Below are 20,742 nucleotides of genomic sequence, written 5' to 3' on the forward strand. Positions count from 1 at the left end.
TTTATGCTTGCGCGGTCGTCTTTTGACTAGCTGCTGCGAATATTGGTGTATTAACATCGATAGCGGCAGGCACAGTCACTGCTTGGCAATCGATGACATCAATGAGTTTATTTAATTGATGGGTAAGCAATTCAATCACTCGCTCACTTTTGACATCAAAATGCAGTGTGACGCTACCTGCCTCGTTGAGCTGCATATTCATATTGATAATGCTAAAGCCCCGATGACGAGTCACTCTCAGCACTCGCTCCATTACTTCCGGTTGGTTGTGTAAGGTTAATTCAACTGAATGCATCATGTTTGCTTCTCCATTTGATCCATCATGTCGCTATTACATGCCCCTGGCGGAACCAATGGCCACACGTTAAACGCATCATCAATGGCTACGTGTAGCATGAAAGGTCCTGGGGTATTTAACATTTCATCGAGTGCGGCTTCGACTTGATCGGCGTGATGAATAGTTCTGCCAGGAATATCAAAAGCCGACGCCATTAACACAAAGTCTGGGTTATCTGATAAATCGGTTTCGCTATAACGTTGTTCAAAAAACAGTTGTTGCCACTGCTTAACCATGCCCAATTTTTGATTATCAATCAGTAATATTTTTACCGGCAATTTGCGGCGCTTAATTGTGGTGAGCTCTTGAACGTTCATCATAAATGAACCATCACCAGATACCGTCACCACTGTGGCATTTGGACGCGCCACTTGTGCGCCAATAGCCGCGGGTAAACCAAAGCCCATAGTGCCAAGACCTGCACTGGATAAATGATCTTCAGGGCGGCGAAACCACATATGCTGTGCCACCCACATTTGGTGTTGGCCCACATCGCAGCTGACAACACTGTCTTCTGGTAATTTGTTTGCTAGACGGCGTAACATTGCTGGGGCATAAATCAATTCACCCGGATGTTGATAATCCCATTGGTGTTGCTGATATAAATCTTCAATTTCTTGCTGCCATGGCGCTAATGAAAGCGGCATTGATAACGCGGGTAACACCTGTCTTAAATCTGCTGAAATTGATACATCAGCTTGGCGGAGCTTATTGATTTCTGCGATATCGATATCAAGGTGCAGCACTTTGGCATCTTGAGCAAAGGTGGCTAATCGCCCGGTGACCCGATCATCAAATCTTGCGCCAACGACAATCAATAAATCACAGGCTTGCACGGCTAAGTTTGCCGCTTTACCACCATGCATACCGAGCATACCTAAGTAACCTTTGCAGCCATGTTCAATACTGCCAAGACCTTTTAAGGTCGCCACTGAAGGCATACCCGTTTCATTGATAAATTGACGCAAATGATCAACTGCGCCCGCCATACCTACCCCGCCGCCAACATACAAAATAGGCTTTTTAGCTTGTTGTATTAAAGCTTTAGCAGCATCTATCGCGCTTAGCTCAGCTGCGGGTTCTTCAGTAAAGCTGAGTATTGGAGTTTTGTATTCAAGCTCAGCTATTTGGATATCTTTGGGAATATCAACTAACACAGGGCCGGGTCTGCCAGATGCGGCAATTTCAAAGGCTTTATAAAGCGTCGGGATAAGCTCATTGATATCCGTCACCATAAAGCTGTGTTTGGTGCACGATAATGACATACCAAGAACATCAATTTCTTGAAAAGCATCGGTGCCAATCACTGCCGTTGAAACTTGGCCTGTAATCGCCACCAAAGGCACAGAATCCAGTAATGCATCAGCAAGCGAGGTGATTAAATTAGTCGCACCTGGGCCTGATGTGGCAAAACAGACTCCCGTTTTACCGCTGGCTCTAGCATAACCCACAGCGGCAAATGCAGCGCCTTGCTCATGGCGACTCAGCAGGTGGGTAACAGGGCTACCATACAGAGCATCATAAATTGGCATAATAGCGCCACCTGGGTAACCAAATACTGTGGTTGCACCATGTGCGGCCAATACTTTAATGACTGCGTCCGCGCCTCTCATTTTTTGCCCTGATTCCATATGCATCTCTCACGCTCTGTATTGTTAATGTGCCCAGTATTTGCAGCCCTAAAACTAAAAAACCCCCGTTCCTTTCGGAGCGGGGGTTTTTGCAAATGTTGACTTTCTAACTCAGTCTTTTTGCCAAACTCCACCCCCGCGGTGATTTAATAATCACGACGGTAATAATCACAATAATGAGCTGGGCAGCTTGGTTAAACATAAATGACTGAATCCTAAAAATGTCATAAAAAATATTTGTTAATGTTGCTATAAGGTCTCGCACTTTGCCAGACTGTTTATAATTCATCCTTTATAGGAGTACCATAAAGCGATTTATAAACACAACATAAAATTGTGTTGTCAAAAAAAATTCAGCTTCCCTGCCGAGACAATGCAAACAACAACAAAATCTAAAGCTATGATGGTCAACACAAATCTGTGATAACCACCCTAAGCTTTTGATTGATTGTTTCTACTTTATGAAAGTTTTAACTTTACAAAAGTTTGATGCCTGCCCGAAAACGTAGCTGAACAGGTACTTCACAACACAATCAACAAAAATTAGTTAGCTTCAACAATACCTTTCATATCAGTCATGTAACCGCGTAATTCTGCACCGATAAACTCAACATCGGTATGACGAATCGCTTCATTCACTTCAATTAAGCGCTTGTTATCAACGCTATTTGAACCCGCAGCTAAACCAGCACCTAATAACTCTGGTGACATTGCTTTTACGTAGTCACGTAATAGCGGCACCGCTGCATGGTTAAACAAGTAACAACCGTATTCAGCAGTATCTGAAATAACTACGTTCATTTCATATAAACGTTTGCGTGCAATGGTGTTAGCAATCAATGGCGTTTCATGTAGTGATTCGTAATAAGCTGACTCTTCAATAATACCTGCTGCAACCATGGTATCGAACGCTAGCTCTACACCGGCTTTGATCATGGCAACTAAGAAGATACCTTGGTCAAAATACGTTTGCTCATCGATGTGTTCATCTGATACTGGTGAATTTTCGAATGCTGTTTCGTTGGTTTCTGCTCTCCAACGAAGTAAGTTTGCATCGTCATTGGCCCAATCTGCCATCATAGTGCGAGAGAACTCACCACTAATAATGTCATCCATGTGCTTTTCAAATAATGGTTGAAGAATTTCTTTCAACTCTTCAGCAACTTCAAACGCCTTCACTTTGGCAGGGTTTGATAAACGATCCATCATGTTAGTGATGCCGCCATGCTTAAGTGCTTCAGTGACAGTTTCCCATCCTTGCTGAATTAACTTACTTGCATAACCTGGCTCAACACCGTCAGCGACCATTTTTTCATAACCAAGAATGGCGCCGGTTTGCAACATGCCACAAAGAATTGTTTGCTCGCCCATTAAGTCAGACTTAACTTCTGCAATGAATGATGACAATAAAACACCCGCTCGGTCGCCACCAGTTGCACTTGCATAAGCTTTAGCAATGGCAAGGCCATCACCTTTCGGGTCATTTTCAGGGTGAACCGCAATCAGTGTTGGCACACCAAAACCGCGTTTGTATTCTTCACGTACTTCAGTACCTGGACACTTAGGCGCAACCATAACAACAGTGATATCAGAACGAATCTGCATACCTTCTTCAACGATATTAAAACCGTGAGAGTAAGATAATGTGGCACCTTCTTTCATCAATGGCATTACTGCATTAACAACATTTGAATGCTGTTTATCAGGTGTTAGGTTAAGCACTAAATCAGCAGCAGGAACAAGCTCTTCGAAAGTGCCTACTTTAAAACCGTTATCAGTTGCTTGCTTCCATGATGCACGTTTCTCAGCAATCGCTTGCGGACGTAATGCAAAAGAGATATTCAAGCCTGAGTCACGCATATTCAGACCTTGGTTTAGGCCTTGTGCCCCACAACCTAAGATCACGATATTCCAATCTTTAATAAAACTACAACCGTCGCTAAACTCAGTACGATCCATAAAGCGGCATTGTGCTAATTGAGCTAATTGTTGACGTAAATTCAGAGAGTTAAAATAGTTAGCCATCTGAGATACCACCTTTAATTCAGAAATTTGAGACACTCCATTCTGGCAGCCAAACTATCCAGAAGTTGTGATTGAGATCACTATAGCGTAAGCTCATGATTGCTCAAAATGATATATTCGGCACACTACGTTTCACTTTTTGCAACGTTATTGATATATCCCGCATATCTGAACAAATTGATTTCAAGACACTGATTTTATTAAGGCTACAACATGGATATTCGTGCATTAAAACTGTATTTACACTTATGCGACAGCCTGCATTTTGGCAAAACAGCCCAGCAAACCCATGTGAGCCCGTCAACATTAAGCCGCGCATTGCAGCGCCTTGAAGAAGAAGTGGGTTGTAAATTGTTTGAGCGGGACAATCGCAGTGTCAGCATTACCCATGCGGGCAATGAATTTAAGCAATTTGCCGAACACACCTTAGCTGAGTGGTTAAGTTTGAAAAGCCGCATTGACCCCGAGCAGCCCTTACTTCACGGTCGTATCAACTTATATTGCTCAGTCACTGCCGCATACAGTCACCTACCTGCATTGCTTGACCGCTTTAGACGTGAGCACCCTCATGTGGAAATTACCTTGAACACGGGGGATGCGGCCAATGCAGTAGCAGAGATCCAACATAATCGCGCCGATGTTGCCATTATCGCCTTGCCAGACTCATTGCCTGCAAGCCTACATTTTGAAGAAATCGGCCAAGTGCCGCTGCATCTATATGCGCCCACCATAAAATGCCAAGCCCAAAGCATGATTAAGCAACAACCCATAGACTGGGCGCAGCTGCCTTTTATTGTCCCCGACCATGGGCCTGGCAGACGCCGCGCTGATAATTGGTTTAAAGCCATGGGCTTCAAGCCCAATATTTATGCGCAAGTCTCGGGGCAAGAGGCAATAACCTCGATGGTGGCCTTGGGCTGTGGCGTCAGTATTAGTCCTGATGTGGTAGTCGAAAATAGCCCAGTGCGAGAACGCTTACAGCGGCTTGAATCACCACAAGATATCGCCCCCTTTCAATTAGGTTGTTGCTGCAAAGAAAAACGCACTCAAGAACCTATTTTAAAAGCCTTTCTTGAAGTTATTTAAGCCTCTCAAATATCAACAGCAGCTAAAATCGCACTGTTGATTTTAGCTGCTACACTTAGAAAGCTTAAAAACTAACTAAATAGTTACTAAATTCCAGCACACAAAACAAAAGGATTTGTTAATGGCTATTGCCTGTGTAAACACCCGCGCCTGTTGTGGCGTTGAAGCGCCTAAAGTCACTGTCGAAGTACATCTTAGTAATGGTTTGCCTGCGTTTAATTTAGTGGGGTTACCTGAAACCTCAGTAAAAGAAGCCAGAGAGCGAGTTCGTAGTGCCTTAATAAACGCTGGTTTTGAATTCCCCATGCAGCGAATAACGGTCAATTTGGCTCCAGCTGATTTACCCAAGCAAGGTGGCCGTTATGATTTGCCTATCGCCATTGGTATTTTGGCCGCCTCGGGGCAAATTCCTAATACCCAGTTAGCCCAATGTGAGTTTATTGGTGAGCTAGCCTTGTCAGGACAAGTAAGGCCCTGCATTGGTATTCTGCCCGCTATTATTGCCGCTAAAAATCAACAGCATGAATTATTCATCCCTTTAGATAACCGCCATGAAGCAGAGTTAGTGGGTTACCCGCAAACCCACTTAGTCGCTCACTTGCAAAACCTCGCAGCCTTTATGCACGGCCAAGCAAAATTACCACTGGTTGATCAGCAATTGGAATGGTTTGAAGAACCTTTAGCAGAAAACGCACTCTGCCTCAGCGAAGTGATTGGTCAATACCAAGCTAAGCAAGGGCTGGAAATCGCAGCGGCAGGTGGTCACAACACCCTATTTATTGGTCCGCCCGGTACAGGTAAAAGTATGCTGGCCAATCGGATAATCCCGCTACTGCCCAAGCTTACCTATGAAGAGGCCATTGATGTTGCTGCGATTCATTCGGTTGCAGGACTTAATATTAAACCCCAAGCCTTTTTAGAGCGGCCTTTTCGAGCGCCACATCATACGTGTTCATCAATATCCTTAGTGGGCGGAGGCAGCGTGCCAAAACCTGGGGAAATATCCTTAGCCCATAGAGGCATTTTATTTCTTGATGAAATTGCGGAATTCCCGCGCAAAGTATTAGATTGCCTGCGTGAGCCAATGGAGTCTGGTGAAGTGGTTATCTCGCGGGCTGCCGCTAAAGTAACCTTTTCTAGTCGCTTTCAACTCATCGCGGCGATGAACCCTAGCCCTTGCGGTGATGTTGAAAACTCTCGCGCAACGCCTGACCAAATTCAACGTTACTTATCCCGTTTATCAGGGCCATTTTTAGATAGATTCGATCTCACGATAGAAGTCCCTAAACTGCCTGCAGGCACCTTAACGCAAACCCAAGAAATAGGCGAAAGTAGCCAATCCATTGCTAAGCGAGTGCAGCTAGCGCGGGAAAAACAACTCAGCCGTGCAGGCGTGATTAATTGCCAGTTAAGCCCAACCCAATTGAAACAACACTTAGCCATGAGCCAAAGCGATTTAGAGTTTCTCGAACAGAGTATTCAACAATTGGGCTTATCCGTCAGAAGTTTCCATCGAATTCAGCGGGTGTCACGCACCATTGCAGACTTGCAACAGTCTGAAACCACCGAAAGAAGGCATATAGCACAAGCACTTGGCTACAGGGCAATGGACAGGTTAATGAATCGTTTGAGCCAACAATAAATAGCTAACGCATTAAAATATCGAGTGATTACCTGAAAAATCACAAAAAGTTTCGATATTATTGTTCAGTGGATTGAGCCGAAGGCTATCACGGAGTAACATAAGCTTCCATTTACAGGAGAGCTAGATGCCGCTGTTAGCAAAAATTAAAGGATCTATAGCATTTATTTGCTATGTCATAAATACGATCGTCTGGGTTACACCCATTCTAATTTTTAGTATTTTCAAACTATTACCCATTAATGTTATTCGTAAAATATGCAGTTATATTTTAGATAACTGTGCCAGTGCGTGGATCAGTGTTAATGGTGTTATCGAAGCCATTTTTCATCCCGTTACCATAAAACTAAGCGGTGATGATCAGTTTTCTGAAAAAGAATGGTACATGGTTATAGCTAACCACCAGTCATGGGTCGATATTTTAGTACTTCAGCGTGTTTTTAATCGTAAGATCCCATTTTTAAAGTTTTTTTTAAAACAAGAGCTCATATTTGTTCCCATATTAGGGCTTGCTTGGTGGGCGTTAGACTTTCCCTTTATGCGTCGTTATTCGACAGCACAATTGAAAAAGAACCCAAAACTTAAAGGTAAAGACATTGAGATTACCCGTAAGTCGTGCAACAAATTTAAGCATAAGCCTGTCAGCGTGATGAATTTCGTTGAAGGCACCCGTTTTCATCCGCAAAAACACCAAAAGCAAGCTTCGCCTTTTCAGCACTTGCTGAAGCCCAAAGCCGGTGGAATGGCCTTTGCTTTAGATGCTATGGGTGAACACATCAACAAGTTAGTTAATGTCACCATTTACTACCCTAATAAAGTGCCAAGCTACTGGGAGTATATTTGCGGCGAGTTAACTGAGGTTTATGTCGATATTCACATCTCTGATATCCCAGCGACCTTAAAAGGTGACTATAGTAATGATAGGCAGTTTAAAATTGATTTTCAGTCTCAGTTAAATCAACTTTGGCAAGAAAAAGATAAAAAAATCAGCATTATGGCTGAAGAAAACAAATAAGAGGTATTTAGCTACATGCTAGGTTTTTTACCAGGTCCAGTCATCTTTTTTATTAGTAGCAGTTTATTGATCATCAATACCACACTATGGGCAGGTCTCATTAGTATTGGTGGCGTCATTAAGCTGGTCGTTCCTGTAGTTGCAGCAAGAAACGCACTTACTCGCTTAATGAACCGCTTTATGTGGGCATGGGCAAGCTGTAATGGCGGTATTTTATTTCTCATTGCTAAAATAGAGTGGGATATTGAGGGGCTTGAAGGCCTGGATGAACGCGGCTGGTATTTGTTGATCAGTAACCATGTCAGTGGCTTTGATATTGCAGCGCAAACCTATATCTTGCGTAACCATATTCCTATGTTGAAGTTTTTCCTTAAAAAAGAGCTAATCTTTGTGCCCTTTCTGGGTTTAGGCTGCTGGGCATTAGATATGCCGTTCATGAACCGAACTAGCCCTGCTAAGCTCAAGAAGAATCCAAAACTTAAGGGTAAAGATTTACAAACCACCCGCAAGGCATGTGAAAAATTTAAGCATTTCCCAACATCAATTATTAATTATGTGGAAGGCAGCCGTTTTACTGCAGATAAACACAAGCGCCAACAGTCGCCTTATAAACATTTGTTAAGGCCAAAGGCTGGCGGCATTGCCTTTACCCTTTCGGCAATGGGCGAGCAATTTACTGGGTTACTTAACATGACCTTAGCTTATCCTGATGCTGACACAGAGAAAGGCGCTTTGTATGAGGTCATGTCTGGGCGTGTTAAAAAAATTGTGGTCAGAATTGAGCAAATGCCAGTACCTAAAGTGGATGCTGAAGATTATTTCTCTAATCCTGAAACCCGAGTTGAATTTCAGCGCTGGTTAAACCAAGTTTGGTTCGAGAAGGATCAGCAGTTAGATGGTATTTATAAAAAATACCTTAATGACACATCTACGCCCAAATAGTACTGTTTAAAATCAGCCTAAAAACACGCTTAATTGCGTGTTTTTTGTTTTTAAACCAACAAGCTTCATCAAAACAGTTAAGCCAACAACAGTTTCTCAACAAGCATAAAATCAGCAAACTTAAATGTAATTTGAAAAAAACTATATTACTCGCGTAATATGGTTATAATTCAACAATAAAAACTTTAAATCGCTGGCAACATATACAAATAAACTAGCGGTACGCCCTGTTGTAAGCATGTTTATAAATTAGATATTAATTAACAATGTGCAATTTGGCATCATTCTTTACCCATTATAATTATTACAGGTGCAGATTGAATTTACGTTTTTCCTTAGCCTTGAAAACATGCTTATGCATTTTGGTGCTCTTCACCTCAATGTCAGCTTCCGTCTATGCAATTAGCCCACTTAATGACAATCACCTGTTAGCGTTTGAACAATTTGAAGCCTCTAACGACTTAAATCAAAACTCTGTCACTAAACTGTTCAAAGATAGCTCAGGCATGTTATGGGTTGGCACTCAAGATGGCTTACACAGTTATAACGGCATTCAATTTGATGTGTTTGTTAACGACAGTAATAATCCCACCAGTATTGCCGGCAATTACATTACCGATATATTGCAATCATCTGATAGTGACTTATGGGTGGCAACCTTTTCCCAAGGACTCAGCCGTTTAAACCTCAGTAATGGTGAGTTTACTCATTTTGGGAGTGCCCAAGGGTTAACAGACTTAAAGCTAACTAAACTCACGTTAATTGATAATAGTTTGTGGATAGGGACTCAATCAGGTTTATTCACCCTATCACTGCATACCAATAAAATAGCAAAAATAAGCTTAAATAATGCTATCGATCCTCATATCACCAGTATCGCCAATATCGATGACAAATATATTTTTGTTGGCACCCAAGCCAGTGGCACTTACGCCATTGATAGCAACAACATTATCCGCTTAGATATCCCACCCAACCTGCGGGTCAATAGTATAAAAACCAGTCATGATAAAAGCGCAGTGTGGTTAGCGATTAGCAATCGACTGATCAGCTACGATCTGATTAGCGGCGAACAAACCACAATTTGGATCAATAACCAAACTAAAAAATACAATCAAATAAAAGACTTTGTCATCAATGGTGATAAACAAATATGGGCCATTGGCGCAAACGCTGGGTTAATTCAATTGGATTTAATTGGTGATACATGGCGCAGCCGCATCCATAAATACGATCCCAATAGTCGCCAATCTATTAGCGAAGACAATCTACAAAGCATCATGCTCGCAGAAGACGGTAACCTATGGTTAGGCACTCGCTACTCAGGAATTAATAAGCTTAACCTCAATCAAGTGTATTTTAACCATATTTACGAACTCCATCCTAGCAAGCCTAAAATGGCCAATATGATCCGGGCGATTTTTCGTGATGATCAGCAGCGTTTATGGATTGGCACTGAAAGCGCAGGCTTAAAACTATTTGATGAGCAGCAAGGTAGTTTTTATTACTACAACGACCTATTTGCTCAGGCCCTTAATGTACATGAAGCAGAGTACCCGTTAACTGTACATGCCATCACCCAAACCCAAGACGGTAATCTGTGGTTTGGTACTAATCACGGGCTGGCACAATTAACGCCAGATCAGCAGCTGTCATTTGTGCCTTTAGCTGATAATAGCGCTTCAGACTCGCTGCTGATCCGTAAATTTGCTCAAGATGATAGCGGCCGACTTTGGATTGCTAGTAACTACGGCTTATATTTTGTATTGCCAGGTGAAGAGGTTATTCATCAATACAATTTTGATTTTCAGACTGAATTTGTCCCCAGTAAGCGCCCAATATTGTCCCTTACTTACCATAACAACAGCCTGTGGCTCGGCACAATGGCAGGCTTAGTCAGACTAAAACCTGACACACAAGAACTCATTCTCAAAAGTCGCCAAGCAGCCGACACTAGCACACTCAGTGATAATCGTATTCGAGATTTTATTGTCACTGCCGCTGGTGACTTATTAATGGCAACCCATAGCGGCGTCGATAAAGTTATCGAAACCACTAATAACCAACTGCAATTTGAGCCCTTAAGTGAACCGTTAAAGCAGCACACGGTTTATGCCATGTTAGAAGACGTTGCTCAAAACCTGTGGCTTAGTACCAATTCTGGTATCGCCAGAGTATCGACTAGTTTAGAGTATATGTTCTTCAACCCATTTGATGGAGTGCAAGCTGCGGAGTTTAACGGCGGGGTTAAATTTAACGATACTGATGGCCAGCTGTGGTTTGGCGGCGTTAATGGCATAAATCAATTTAATCCACTATTGGTTCCAGCTAAAAGACCTAACACTAGAATAGCCCTAACCAGTTATCATTTGGGTGAGCAGCATTTTCCATTATTAAATTTGCAACAGCCACCAGCATTACAAATGCCCTACTCTGATAAAACCATTGGTTTTACTGTCAGTACACTGAATTTTAATTACCCTGGGTTACAGCAACTGAGTTACAAATTAGTCGGTCACAATGATGATTGGGTTGAGTTAAATCAATCAAATGACATCAGTTTTAGCAATTTGCCGCCGAAAAAGTTTGAGCTGTTAGTGCGCTCGACCCTCACTGATAACCCCTACACAGAGCCGCCTTTTAGTATCAAATTTACTGTGGTGCCGCCCTTTTACCTAAGTAAAGGCGCTTACGTAGTTTATGGCATTGCGATGATGTTGCTAATGACGTTTTTCATATACCTAAAGCAATTAAAGCGTGAAAAACAACGTGAGTTTGAAATCAGTATCCGCGCTTCAGAAGAACGTTTAAAGCTAGCATTATGGGCTTCTGGCGACGGTATGTGGGACTGGAATATCCGCGACAATAAAGTCTACCGTACCAATATTTTAACCTCTCAACCGTTCGCTGAAGACGATCATGCATTGATCACCAATATCCACCCAGAAGATAAAGCGAGGGTAGCCCAACTTCTCAATGACCATTTAGCCGGAAAAGCTGAGTTTTTTGAAGCTGAGTACCGCGTAGAAAAGCAGCCAGGTAAATGGATATGGTTAATGGATCGCGGCAAAGTCGTTGAATGGGACCAGCAAGATAAACCGGTTCGCATGGCCGGTACCCATAAAGATATCACCGTCAGAAAAGCAACTGAAAATGAATTAAAACTCTCAAGCCAAGTACTACACAGTATGAACGAGGCCGTAGTGGTAGGCGAACTGGATTATCGAGTCCGCACGGTAAACCCTGCGTTTAGTCGTATTACCGGTTTTGAATCTGAAGCCATTGCTGGCAAACACTTTCTATATTTAGCTTACGGCAAACAGTCGCGCGCCTTTTATCATAATGTGGAATTACAACTGTTAAGGAAAAAGCATTGGGCTGGCGAAATTAATATTCGTACTAAAGATAAAAAAGGCATTTTGGCGTGGCTGGAGATCAATCAGGTCATCGATACTAAAGGTGAAACGAGCCACTTTGTTGCGGTATTTACTGATATTACCTCCCGTAAAAAAGCCGAAGAAGACTTACGCATATTAGCCAATTTCGATCCGCTCACCAGCTTGCCAAACCGCACCCTATTTCAAGACAGGCTTAATCAGGCGATCACCAAAGCCCATCGCTCTAAAGATATTGTGGCGTTATTCTTTTTGGATTTAGACCGCTTTAAGCACATTAATGACTCCATGGGTCATCATGTGGGGGATTTATTATTAAAAGCGGTGGCGATTCGATTGCAAAACTCGGTGCGCGATGGCGATACTGTTGCTCGTCTCGGTGGCGATGAATTTACCATTATTCTTGAAGGGCTCAGCAAAATAAAATCTGCTGCTGTTGTGGCAGAAAAAGTATTAAACGCCTTTAAGAGTCCGTTCTTATTGGATGATAAAAATATTACCGTATCACCTTCTATCGGCATTAGTTTGTACCCTAATGATGCCAGCGACAGTACCTCATTAATTAAATATGCAGATACTGCCATGTACCATGCTAAATCTTTAGGGCGTAATAACTTCCAGTTTTACACTGAAGATTTAAACCAATATGCCACCCGTCATGTAGAGCTTGAGGCAGGCCTTAAACAGGCGATTCAAAATAATGAAATGTATCTGGTATATCAGCCCAAGTTTGACATTAAAACCAAGCGGATTATTGGCGTTGAAGCCCTACTGCGCTGGGAAAGTAAAACCCTTGGATTTATCTCACCAGTGGAATTTATTCCGTTAGCGGAAGAAACCGGGATGATTAACGGCATTGGCCATTGGGCCATTGATCAGGCCTGCAATCAATTAGCTGAATGGCATCAACAAGGCTTTGAGCATATTTCTGTGGCTGTTAACTTATCAGCAAGACAACTTAAAGCCGATATTATTTCCACTATTGAAGTGGCCCTTGCGGTATCAGGGTTACCCGCCAGCGCTCTGGAGTTAGAGCTGACAGAGTCGATGATCATGGGTAACCCGCAAGACTCAGTCACAGTATTAGCCCAGCTAAAAGCCCTAGGCCTTACCATTGCCATTGATGACTTTGGTACTGGTTACTCAAGTTTAAGTTACTTAAAGCGCTTCCCTATCGATACCTTGAAAGTTGATAGAGAATTTGTCCGCGATATTATTGATGATCCTGATGATGCCGCTATTACCAGCGCCATTATTACTCTGGCCCACAGCCTTGAACTCAATGTCGTGGCAGAAGGCGTTGAAACTGAGGCGCAATTTGACTTCTTAAAGCATGAAGGCTGCGATCAAGTGCAGGGCTTTTTACTCAGTAAACCACTGACTGCTGAGGACTGTTTAGCAAGGCTAAGATTAGATAACCAGCAGGAAAAACTAGCATAGCATTAAAGCGATTCAATAAAAATCGACACAGCTAAACCCTATACTCCAAGCAATAAAAAAGGCTCAAATGAGCCTTTTTTATTGTCTGAATTTATTCAGTTTAGCTATGGCGCGACACGCTCAACACGCTTAACCCAGCCTTCAGGTCCTTCAAGCTCACCTTTTTGCAGTTGGGTAAATATTTGATAAATACGCTTGATGCAAGGGCCAACTTCACCATCACCAACTGTAACAATACGGCCATCTTCAAAGATGTACGAGCCCACTGGCGATACCACGGCTGCAGTACCAAATCCGCCCGCTTCAACAATTTCACCGGCTTCGATATCTGCGATAAATTTGTCCAGCATAATGGTTTCTTGGCGCACTTCACATCCCAATAAATGGCCAATTTCTAGCATAGATTGCGAGGTAATGGACTTTAAGATAGTGTCAGTAAACGTCGGGATAATTACAGTGCCATCTTTGAGGATATGGAAGTGGTTCATTGCGCCCACTTCCTCAATCTGCTTGTTGTTCGCATCAAGATATAACACTTGGGCAGCGCCATATTCAGCAGCGGCTTGCCCCGCTCTTAACGATGCTGCGTAATTACCGGCCGCTTTTGATGCCCCCGTGCCGCCTGATACCGCGCGGTGGAATTTTTTACTGATCAGTAATCGAATCGCTTTATTCACCCCATCAGCGTAATAAGCACCACTTGGGCTTAAGATCACGCAGAAAGTAAAGTTCAAGCTTGGGCTCACTGATAAACGATCTTCGGTAGCAAAAATAAAAGGCCGAATATATAAACATGCGCCATCTTGCATTGGAAACCACAGCCTATCGACATCAATAAGCGCATTAATGGCTTGCAGTTGAATGTCTTCAGCAAGGTTAGGAATACATAAGATATCTGCAGAGGTATTTAAACGTTGGGCATTCTTATCCAGTCTAAAGGTGTAGATTTCACCATCGTCATGCTTAAACGCTTTAGCACCTTCAAAGATGGACTGACCATAATGAAGCGCAATGGCGCCCGGGGCCATTTCAAACGGCGCATAAGGCTCAATGCGAGGGTCACACCACTGGCCATCTCGATAATCCATTAAAAACATATGATCGGTTCTGAGATTACCAAAGCCTACATTGCCTTCTGGTTTAAACTGCTCAGTACGACGCGACGATGCCGCTTTTAAATTATATTTGATGTCCATTTGCTACCACCTTAAAAACAATGCTAGCAGACTATGAATCATCAGATGTAATGTCAAGCAAATGGATAAAGTGGAGCACAATTAAGCGTCAATCGAAGTTCACAATAATTAAAACCATAAAATTAGCCGTTAAAGCATGGTAAACCGCAACAAATAAAGTTTTATCATTTCACTGAAAAAGCACAGGATGTGGCGGTTTTTAGCTTAAAACAAGCCACTCACACTGACAGATGGATAAAGCTTACAAAATAGTAGCCAAAGTCGTTCTTTTTTTAACCACTTAACGAATTTGGCTATTCCTTAAACCCCAGTCACTGCTAGAATCAGCATTCCATCCAGAAACTATTAGGACTCCCGATATGAGCCTTGAATTACTGTCCCAACTGGAAGCCAAAATCCAGGCAACTCTTGAAAATGCAGAGCTACTAAAAATGGAGCTTGAAGAAGAGAAGCAAAAGAATGCTCAATTGACTGAGACTAATCAGCAATTGCAACAAGACCTAAACTCTTGGAACGATAAAGTGAATGGCCTTGTCGGCTTACTCAATAGCGAAAGCTAAACTGTGTTAGTTTCAACATGCTGAGCTACTAGCATTTGGTTAAGCTCAGAAACAGCCTGCTTTACTTTTGGCAGGCTTTTTTTCGGCATTAAAAAACGCCCCTTTCTAAACTCTAAACACCCTAAGTCTTTTACCCAAATCACCCCAGTTAAAAAAATTCGCGCATGTTTAACGATGAGTTTAGGTGCATATACCGGAAACCTTCTCATGGAGACTCCTTTAGCTATATTTCATTTTACAACTCAAAGTTGGACAAAAAAACCGCAAAAGAGTTTCATTAAAATCGATCTTTTTCCGCTTCAAAATAACTCAATGTAAACAAAATGTAACGAGCCAGTAAAATGACGCTTGCCATTTTTTTGACACCTTGGTAAAGTGACTTCGTTACTCAGGGTAAATAACGAGCCAATTGGCTCAACACCGCACTGTTTTAAAATGCAAATTTTAAAACATGCGGTTTTTTTTTGCTCTTTTTCAGCCACTAATAAATTAAAGATACAAAAAAAGGAGCCATTGGCTCCTTTTGTCACGTGGGAGGTTAAATCCTCATGTTACTTGTCAGCTGTCGCTAAGTAATAAGCGATGTCTAATAGCTCATCGTAAGACTTAATCGCACCTGTCTCAACACGGTATTTACCGTTAACCACTAACGAAGGCACACCAGAAATTTTGGCATTCTGAGTATCACGCTTCATTTTAGACATTTGCGCATTCACCATGAAAGACTTAGCTGCTGCATCAAAATCTTTACCGTCAACACCGTTAGCAATAAACACCATACGGATATCATTTAAGTTGGTGAAGCGTTGCTTTTTGTCATGGATTGCAGCAAAAATAGCTGGTTCAACTTTCTTTTCAACATTGAGCTGATGAGCAATAGCGAAAGCACGTGACATTTCTACGCCCATATCTGCGCCAATAAACTCAACGTGTGCCTGATTAAAAGCCACACCTTCTGGAAGGGTCGCTTCAATTTTTGGTACTACAGTTTTTGAGAAGTTGTAACAATGCCCGCAAAAGAATGAGAAAAACTCAGTAATTTCAGGCTTTGATGTGGCTGGGCCTTCGTTAATCACAGTGTAGTGCACACCTTCTTTATAGTCTGCTGCGGTTGCCGCCATTGGGGCTAATAGTAACGCTGCAGCCATTAATAATGCTTTTTTCATCTTGTTTCCTTTAGTATGCAATCTCAATTATGCCGTAGCATAGTTAACGCTAATTTATCTAAATCTATAATAATGTAGATTATCTCTTATGCTCAAGACCTTATCAGGATCATTTGTAACAATCTACGTTATGGTTTGCCAATTACTCAATTAAAAACTCATCAAGCTTAATGGCTCTTCATCCAGCGCTGAAAGTTGCTCTTTAAACGCTAATGTTTGCTGTTCCCAGTATTTGATATCACCAAACCATGGAAAGTTCCTTGGAAAAGCAGGATCTTGCCAGCGTTTTGTTAGCCAGGCATTGTAATGGATCATTCTCAATGCCCGCAGCGGCTCAATCAGCTTAAGTTGCTTGTGGTCAAAATCACAAAACTCCTCATAGCCTTCAAGTAATACATCTAGCTGTAATAACCGTTGGGCTCTATCACCAGTGAGCATCATCCAAATATCTTGCACCGCAGGGCCTTGGCGAGCATCATCTAAGTCAACAAAACCTGGGCCATCTGGGGTCCATAAAATATTGCCTGGATGCAAATCACCATGAAGCCGTAATGTCGGAAATTGATGCTGCGCCAATACAGACTTGGCCTTGGCCAACACTTGCTGCGTGACAGTGAAAAACTGCTGACTAATGGCCTCAGGCACTTGCCCTGACTGCTGTAAATATTGCAGCGCATCATCCCCTAAAATTTGGCAGCTTAAGGGCTCACGATATTGAAAGCTCTCTTTACTAGCATATTGATGTATCCGGCCAATAAAGCGACCAACTGCTTCAAGTTGATCAAGGTTATCCACCTCAAATGCGCGGCCACCAATAGAGGGAAATAAAGTAAAACGATAACCTTTAAATTCATGCAGGGTTTTACCCTCAACAATCACAGGTACTGCAATGGGGATATCTTCAGCAGCTAACGCGAGTGCGTAATCATGCTCCTCTTGAATTTGATTATCACTCCAGCGATGGGGGCGATAAAACTTCACCACATAACGATTACCGCGATCGCAGCGAAATTGATACACCCGATTTTCGTAACTATTTAACGCCAGCAACCCCGTTTCAGGATAGATGTTAACACTCTCAATGGCATCGAGAATTAAATCAGGCGTTAAGGCTTGATAATGAAAGCAAGCCTCGTCAGCACTAGCCTTTGGCGCGATATCGTTAAGATGTGATTCCGGTTCTATTACATTACCCGACTTTTCCTGACTATCGATATCTTCGTCATTATCTAGATAGTCGTTGTCAGCATTGTCATTATTCATGTGTATCCTTTACCGCATTGGCAGTGATCAGCGGTTGTAGCAAGGTGATTAAATATTCTAGCACTTCAAGATCGGCTTCTACTTCCGTTGATATCCAACAAATATCGCCGTAAAACTCATAGTTAAGCCACAGCTGACTGCCTTCAAAATTAAGCTGCCATTGGTGCCTATCTGCGCCCCATAAGCGATCGCGAATATCACAATCCATTGCCAAGGCTAAGGGCTCTGCAAACGCTTCAAACTGCTCAAAATCTATTTCTGCTGAAATTAAAATGCTCAGCGAGGCTTTATCTAATTGCACCGAACGCAATAACATGATGTTCCTTTAAATAAGTTGCTTAAATACCTTGTTACTATGACTGACTAGCTACTACAAGACATGATTAAGCCTTGTCCCCATTGGGGTGGTCTATTGGCATAATGGTCTAATTCTGGTTGCTCAGCATAGGGCTGAGTTAACAGAGTATGCAGCTCTAACAATTTACTATTGTCGCCTTCTTCCACCGCCACTATGGCTTCTTGGGCTAAGTAGTTGCGTAAAATATACTTGGGATTCACACTATTACGCTGTGCTTGCCATTGGTCAATATCATCAACCTTTCCAACCCGCTGCTGATAACTTTTATACCAGTCGTCAAATTTGGGTCTATCGATTATCTCATCACTAATATTGGCGTGGACACTGGTTATGTCTAACTGACCAAACGCCCTGAAAGTATTGGTATAGTCCAATAAATTATGCTGTAACACATGGCAAAATCGGCCAATGAGATCTAAGTCGGTTTTATCTTGCTCTTGGGCTTGCGCCGTGGTTTGCTCACTGACACTCAAGCCCATTTTAGCGCGCATGAGCAGTAAATATTGCTGCACTAACTCAGCTTGATAAGTATTCAGCACAGCCACTAAATCATCTGACTCAATGACGGGCGTTAATGCTTGGGCTAAACGTTGCAGGTTCCACAGGCCAATGCCAGGTTGCTGACCAAAGGCATAACGGCCCTGGGGATCGGAGTGATTACAAATAAAGTCTTCTTTAAAAGTATCTAAAAAGGCAAATGGGCCAAAATCAAAGCTGTCACCAAGAATCGACATGTTATCAGTATTAAGTACCCCATGAGCAAAGCCTACCGCTTGCCAGTGGCCGATTAAAATAGCAGTATCTTTTACTACTTGGGTAAACCAGGCTTTATAGCCTTGATAATCTTGAGTTAAATGCGGGTAATGCTGTTTAATGGTGAAGTTTAGTAACTGAATTAGTTTATCTTTACCACCTTGGTCGCTATGGCAAAAATACTCAAAGTGACCAAAACGAATATGGCTTTTGGCTAAACGCACTGTAATCGCCGCAGTTTCTTGTGATTCACGCCATACCGGTAAGTCAGAGCCAATCACCGCTAATGCTCGGGTGGTCGGAATCGATAATGCCGCCAAGGCCTCGGATGCTAAAAACTCCCTTACCGCGGAACGCATAACCGCCCGACCATCACCACTCCGAGAATAAGGTGTTGGCCCAGCCCCTTTTAAGGCCACATCCCAAGCTGACGCGTTATTAGCTGTTTTACTTGTAGCATTAGGGTTTGCCTGCGCTTCGCCGAGAATAATTGAGCGCCCGTCCCCTAATCGTGGGCTATAACCACCAAATTGATGGCCACTGTAAACTTGCGCATAGTAACTTGCCCCAGGCATAGCGTGATTACCTGACAGTTGCAGCAGTAATTCATCATCACCTTGGGCGTTAAGTTGGCCTCTTTGCGCGCCAATTAATTTGGCGGCGTCATCACTCCAAGCCAGCCAATGGGGTTGACTGATAGGCAATGGATAGACCTGCGAATAAAAGCCTTCCAGTTGTTCAAAATAATCCTGTTTAAACTGCATTTAACCTGTTCCTTGGGTCTACAATAGCCTGATGGCGAAGGCTAATAACTCACTACTGGCAAGGTTTTATTGACAGATAATGACATTGTCATCATTGACTTGGCATAACTGTTTGCATTGATAGCCTTTATCAATGGCAACCGGTATTGCGGTGGCATTTTCTAGCTGGTTAGCATCCAGTGGATGGCTGTTTTTGCCGCTTAATCTCAGCATGCCCTTGGCTTTAGCTTGGCATTGTTCAAGCGTATCGTAATAACCTGCTATAAATTTGGCGTTGATGGGTTGCTGCGGCGCTTTGGCTTCATCCGCATAATAAAACAGTGTCCATTCTGGGGTACGAATACAGCCGGTTAGCCCCATGATAGCCATGAATAAAAACAGCGTATTACGCATTTTACGATTCATCATTTAAACCTCTTTAAGCATGCTTATTTTCACCCTAAGTTGCACTTTTAATCTCAATATTTAGCTACAGGATTCCAGTAGCTACATTCAGTTCCAACACTTTTAGGGCAATAAAAAAGCGAACCTAAGTCCGCTTTTCCATACGATAGTGCCATTGTACTAGATCATGGTAAAACCTAATAACCTAAATCATGGTAAAACCTAATAACCTAAATCATGGTTAAAGCCAATTACCTAGTCTTATTCAATTCACTTAATTACTCGCTTTAGATTTTGCTTTCTCGATACGCTTAATTCGACCTTCAAAACCGGTAACAGTTCCATCTGTTAATTGATAATCAATGGCCTGCTGACAGACTTCAATGGCTTTATCAAATTGCTTAGTATCATTGAGCATGGTTGATAATTGCATAAAGCCTATGCCTTTATCATCTGCAGCAGTGGCGTTTTGCTGGCGATACTGTTGATAAGCTAACTGATAACGCTGGGTCAAACCTGCGCCGTATTGGCAGTAATCAGCTTGTTTACGTAACTTGTAACTGTGACTAATAATACTGAGTAAACTCAGATGCTGGGCCTGTAGTTCAGCACTTGCATCATATTGGCTAACTAAAGCCGTAAATGCATCACTTGCCCATGCACCTGTTGCAGGTAAAGCCGCTGTAATAGGTTTATTCTCTGGCTCTGGCTCTGGCTCTGGCTCTGTCTCTGGGTATCGAGCCCACGATCCCGACGCGAATGGCGGTGGCGGTGTGGGGGTTGAA

Annotated in this window: 16 protein-coding genes and 1 pseudogene; 6 read left to right on the forward strand and 11 right to left on the reverse strand. The window is 42.6% G+C overall.

Annotation, left to right across the window (positions count from 1 at the left end; all coding sequences use genetic code 11):
* Position 1: 1 nt before the first annotated feature.
* From ilvM to ilvC, 3 genes are all read right to left on the reverse strand, one after another.
* Positions 2-298 (reverse strand): acetolactate synthase 2 small subunit, encoded by a 297-nt coding sequence (gene ilvM, locus Q4546_RS17560; protein ID WP_102475779.1) that lies wholly within the window; start codon positions 296-298, stop codon positions 2-4.
* A complete protein-coding gene (ilvG, locus tag Q4546_RS17565) occupies positions 295-1,968 on the reverse strand; it encodes an acetolactate synthase 2 catalytic subunit (RefSeq protein ID WP_102519703.1) in 1,674 nt (557 codons plus the stop codon). Before ilvG ends, ilvM begins: the two co-directional genes overlap by 4 nt.
* A gap of 543 nt (positions 1,969-2,511) precedes the next feature.
* The gene (ilvC, locus tag Q4546_RS17570) at positions 2,512-3,993 is read right to left on the reverse strand and encodes a ketol-acid reductoisomerase (RefSeq protein ID WP_102475781.1); all 1,482 of its coding nucleotides are present in this window, start codon (positions 3,991-3,993) and stop codon (positions 2,512-2,514) included.
* 213 nt (positions 3,994-4,206) lie between these two features.
* On the opposite strand from ilvC, the gene ilvY reads away from it, so the two are divergent.
* The 5 genes from ilvY (at position 4,207) to Q4546_RS17595 (ending at position 13,513) form a co-directional block, all read left to right on the forward strand.
* On the forward strand, positions 4,207-5,079 hold the full coding sequence (gene ilvY, locus Q4546_RS17575) for an HTH-type transcriptional activator IlvY (RefSeq protein WP_102440071.1): 873 nt from the start codon (positions 4,207-4,209) through the stop codon (positions 5,077-5,079).
* A 121-nt stretch (positions 5,080-5,200) separates the two neighbouring features.
* Entirely contained in the window at positions 5,201-6,721 is a 1,521-nt protein-coding gene (locus tag Q4546_RS17580) for a YifB family Mg chelatase-like AAA ATPase (protein ID WP_102440072.1), read from the forward strand.
* A 127-nt stretch (positions 6,722-6,848) separates the two neighbouring features.
* Positions 6,849-7,736, forward strand: a complete 888-nt coding sequence (locus Q4546_RS17585) for an acyltransferase (RefSeq protein WP_102440073.1) — start codon at positions 6,849-6,851, stop codon at positions 7,734-7,736.
* Between the two features lie 15 nt (positions 7,737-7,751).
* The gene (locus Q4546_RS17590) at positions 7,752-8,678 is read left to right on the forward strand and encodes an acyltransferase (RefSeq protein WP_102440074.1); all 927 of its coding nucleotides are present in this window, start codon (positions 7,752-7,754) and stop codon (positions 8,676-8,678) included.
* A 380-nt stretch (positions 8,679-9,058) separates the two neighbouring features.
* Positions 9,059-13,513 (forward strand): EAL domain-containing protein, encoded by a 4,455-nt coding sequence (locus tag Q4546_RS17595; protein WP_303446743.1) that lies wholly within the window; start codon positions 9,059-9,061, stop codon positions 13,511-13,513.
* Between the two features lie 104 nt (positions 13,514-13,617).
* On the opposite strand, the gene Q4546_RS17600 is transcribed toward Q4546_RS17595, so the two are convergent.
* The gene (locus Q4546_RS17600) at positions 13,618-14,709 is read right to left on the reverse strand and encodes a branched-chain amino acid aminotransferase (protein WP_102440076.1); all 1,092 of its coding nucleotides are present in this window, start codon (positions 14,707-14,709) and stop codon (positions 13,618-13,620) included.
* Positions 14,710-15,068: 359 nt separating this feature from the next.
* Here Q4546_RS17600 and zapB point away from each other — a divergent pair, with 359 nt between their 5' ends.
* Complete coding sequence (gene zapB, locus Q4546_RS17605; protein WP_055026159.1) at positions 15,069-15,269, forward strand: cell division protein ZapB; 201 nt, start codon at positions 15,069-15,071, stop codon at positions 15,267-15,269.
* Here zapB and Q4546_RS17610 read toward each other — a convergent pair.
* The 7 genes and pseudogenes from Q4546_RS17610 to Q4546_RS17640 form a co-directional block, all read right to left on the reverse strand.
* Entirely contained in the window at positions 15,266-15,478 is a 213-nt protein-coding gene (locus Q4546_RS17610; RefSeq protein ID WP_102440077.1) for a DUF1107 domain-containing protein, read from the reverse strand. The genes zapB and Q4546_RS17610 overlap by 4 nt on opposite strands.
* Before the next feature lie 342 nt (positions 15,479-15,820).
* A complete protein-coding gene (locus tag Q4546_RS17615) occupies positions 15,821-16,435 on the reverse strand; it encodes a thiol:disulfide interchange protein DsbA/DsbL (protein ID WP_102440079.1) in 615 nt (204 codons plus the stop codon).
* A gap of 150 nt (positions 16,436-16,585) precedes the next feature.
* A complete protein-coding gene (locus tag Q4546_RS17620) occupies positions 16,586-17,698 on the reverse strand; it encodes a serine/threonine protein kinase (protein WP_102440080.1) in 1,113 nt (370 codons plus the stop codon).
* Positions 17,691-18,014, reverse strand: coding sequence for a DUF3630 family protein (locus tag Q4546_RS17625; RefSeq protein WP_102440081.1), 324 nt, complete (start codon positions 18,012-18,014; stop codon positions 17,691-17,693). The genes Q4546_RS17620 and Q4546_RS17625 overlap by 8 nt, the downstream gene beginning before the upstream one ends.
* Before the next feature lie 47 nt (positions 18,015-18,061).
* Entirely contained in the window at positions 18,062-19,573 is a 1,512-nt protein-coding gene (locus Q4546_RS17630; RefSeq protein ID WP_102440082.1) for a YdiU family protein, read from the reverse strand.
* A gap of 66 nt (positions 19,574-19,639) precedes the next feature.
* Complete coding sequence (locus tag Q4546_RS17635) at positions 19,640-19,981, reverse strand: hypothetical protein (protein ID WP_102475785.1); 342 nt, start codon at positions 19,979-19,981, stop codon at positions 19,640-19,642.
* A gap of 250 nt (positions 19,982-20,231) precedes the next feature.
* A pseudogene (locus Q4546_RS17640) lies at positions 20,232-20,742 on the reverse strand (hypothetical protein); the annotation flags it as partial.

The sequence above is a fragment of the Shewanella sp. 4_MG-2023 genome (genome assembly GCF_030548015.1).
Classification (GTDB): domain Bacteria; phylum Pseudomonadota; class Gammaproteobacteria; order Enterobacterales; family Shewanellaceae; genus Shewanella.

Excerpts from the sequence above, each read along its gene's own strand:
- ilvC (WP_102475781.1), bottom strand. The coding sequence starts at position 3,993 with ATGGCTAACTATTTTAACTCTCTGAATTTACGTCAACAATTAGCTCAA.
- Q4546_RS17580 (WP_102440072.1), top strand. The coding sequence starts at position 5,201 with ATGGCTATTGCCTGTGTAAACACCCGCGCCTGTTGTGGCGTTGAAGCG.
- Q4546_RS17615 (WP_102440079.1), bottom strand. The coding sequence starts at position 16,435 with ATGAAAAAAGCATTATTAATGGCTGCAGCGTTACTATTAGCCCCAATG.
- Q4546_RS17610 (WP_102440077.1), bottom strand. The coding sequence starts at position 15,478 with ATGAGAAGGTTTCCGGTATATGCACCTAAACTCATCGTTAAACATGCG.
- Q4546_RS17585 (WP_102440073.1), top strand. The coding sequence starts at position 6,849 with ATGCCGCTGTTAGCAAAAATTAAAGGATCTATAGCATTTATTTGCTAT.
- zapB (WP_055026159.1), top strand. The coding sequence starts at position 15,069 with ATGAGCCTTGAATTACTGTCCCAACTGGAAGCCAAAATCCAGGCAACT.
- Q4546_RS17590 (WP_102440074.1), top strand. The coding sequence starts at position 7,752 with ATGCTAGGTTTTTTACCAGGTCCAGTCATCTTTTTTATTAGTAGCAGT.
- Q4546_RS17600 (WP_102440076.1), bottom strand. The coding sequence starts at position 14,709 with ATGGACATCAAATATAATTTAAAAGCGGCATCGTCGCGTCGTACTGAG.
- Q4546_RS17620 (WP_102440080.1), bottom strand. The coding sequence starts at position 17,698 with ATGAATAATGACAATGCTGACAACGACTATCTAGATAATGACGAAGAT.
- ilvM (WP_102475779.1), bottom strand. The coding sequence starts at position 298 with ATGATGCATTCAGTTGAATTAACCTTACACAACCAACCGGAAGTAATG.
- Q4546_RS17635 (WP_102475785.1), bottom strand. The coding sequence starts at position 19,981 with ATGATGAATCGTAAAATGCGTAATACGCTGTTTTTATTCATGGCTATC.
- ilvY (WP_102440071.1), top strand. The coding sequence starts at position 4,207 with ATGGATATTCGTGCATTAAAACTGTATTTACACTTATGCGACAGCCTG.
- Q4546_RS17595 (WP_303446743.1), top strand. The coding sequence starts at position 9,059 with ATGTCAGCTTCCGTCTATGCAATTAGCCCACTTAATGACAATCACCTG.
- Q4546_RS17625 (WP_102440081.1), bottom strand. The coding sequence starts at position 18,014 with ATGTTATTGCGTTCGGTGCAATTAGATAAAGCCTCGCTGAGCATTTTA.
- Q4546_RS17630 (WP_102440082.1), bottom strand. The coding sequence starts at position 19,573 with ATGCAGTTTAAACAGGATTATTTTGAACAACTGGAAGGCTTTTATTCG.
- ilvG (WP_102519703.1), bottom strand. The coding sequence starts at position 1,968 with ATGGAATCAGGGCAAAAAATGAGAGGCGCGGACGCAGTCATTAAAGTA.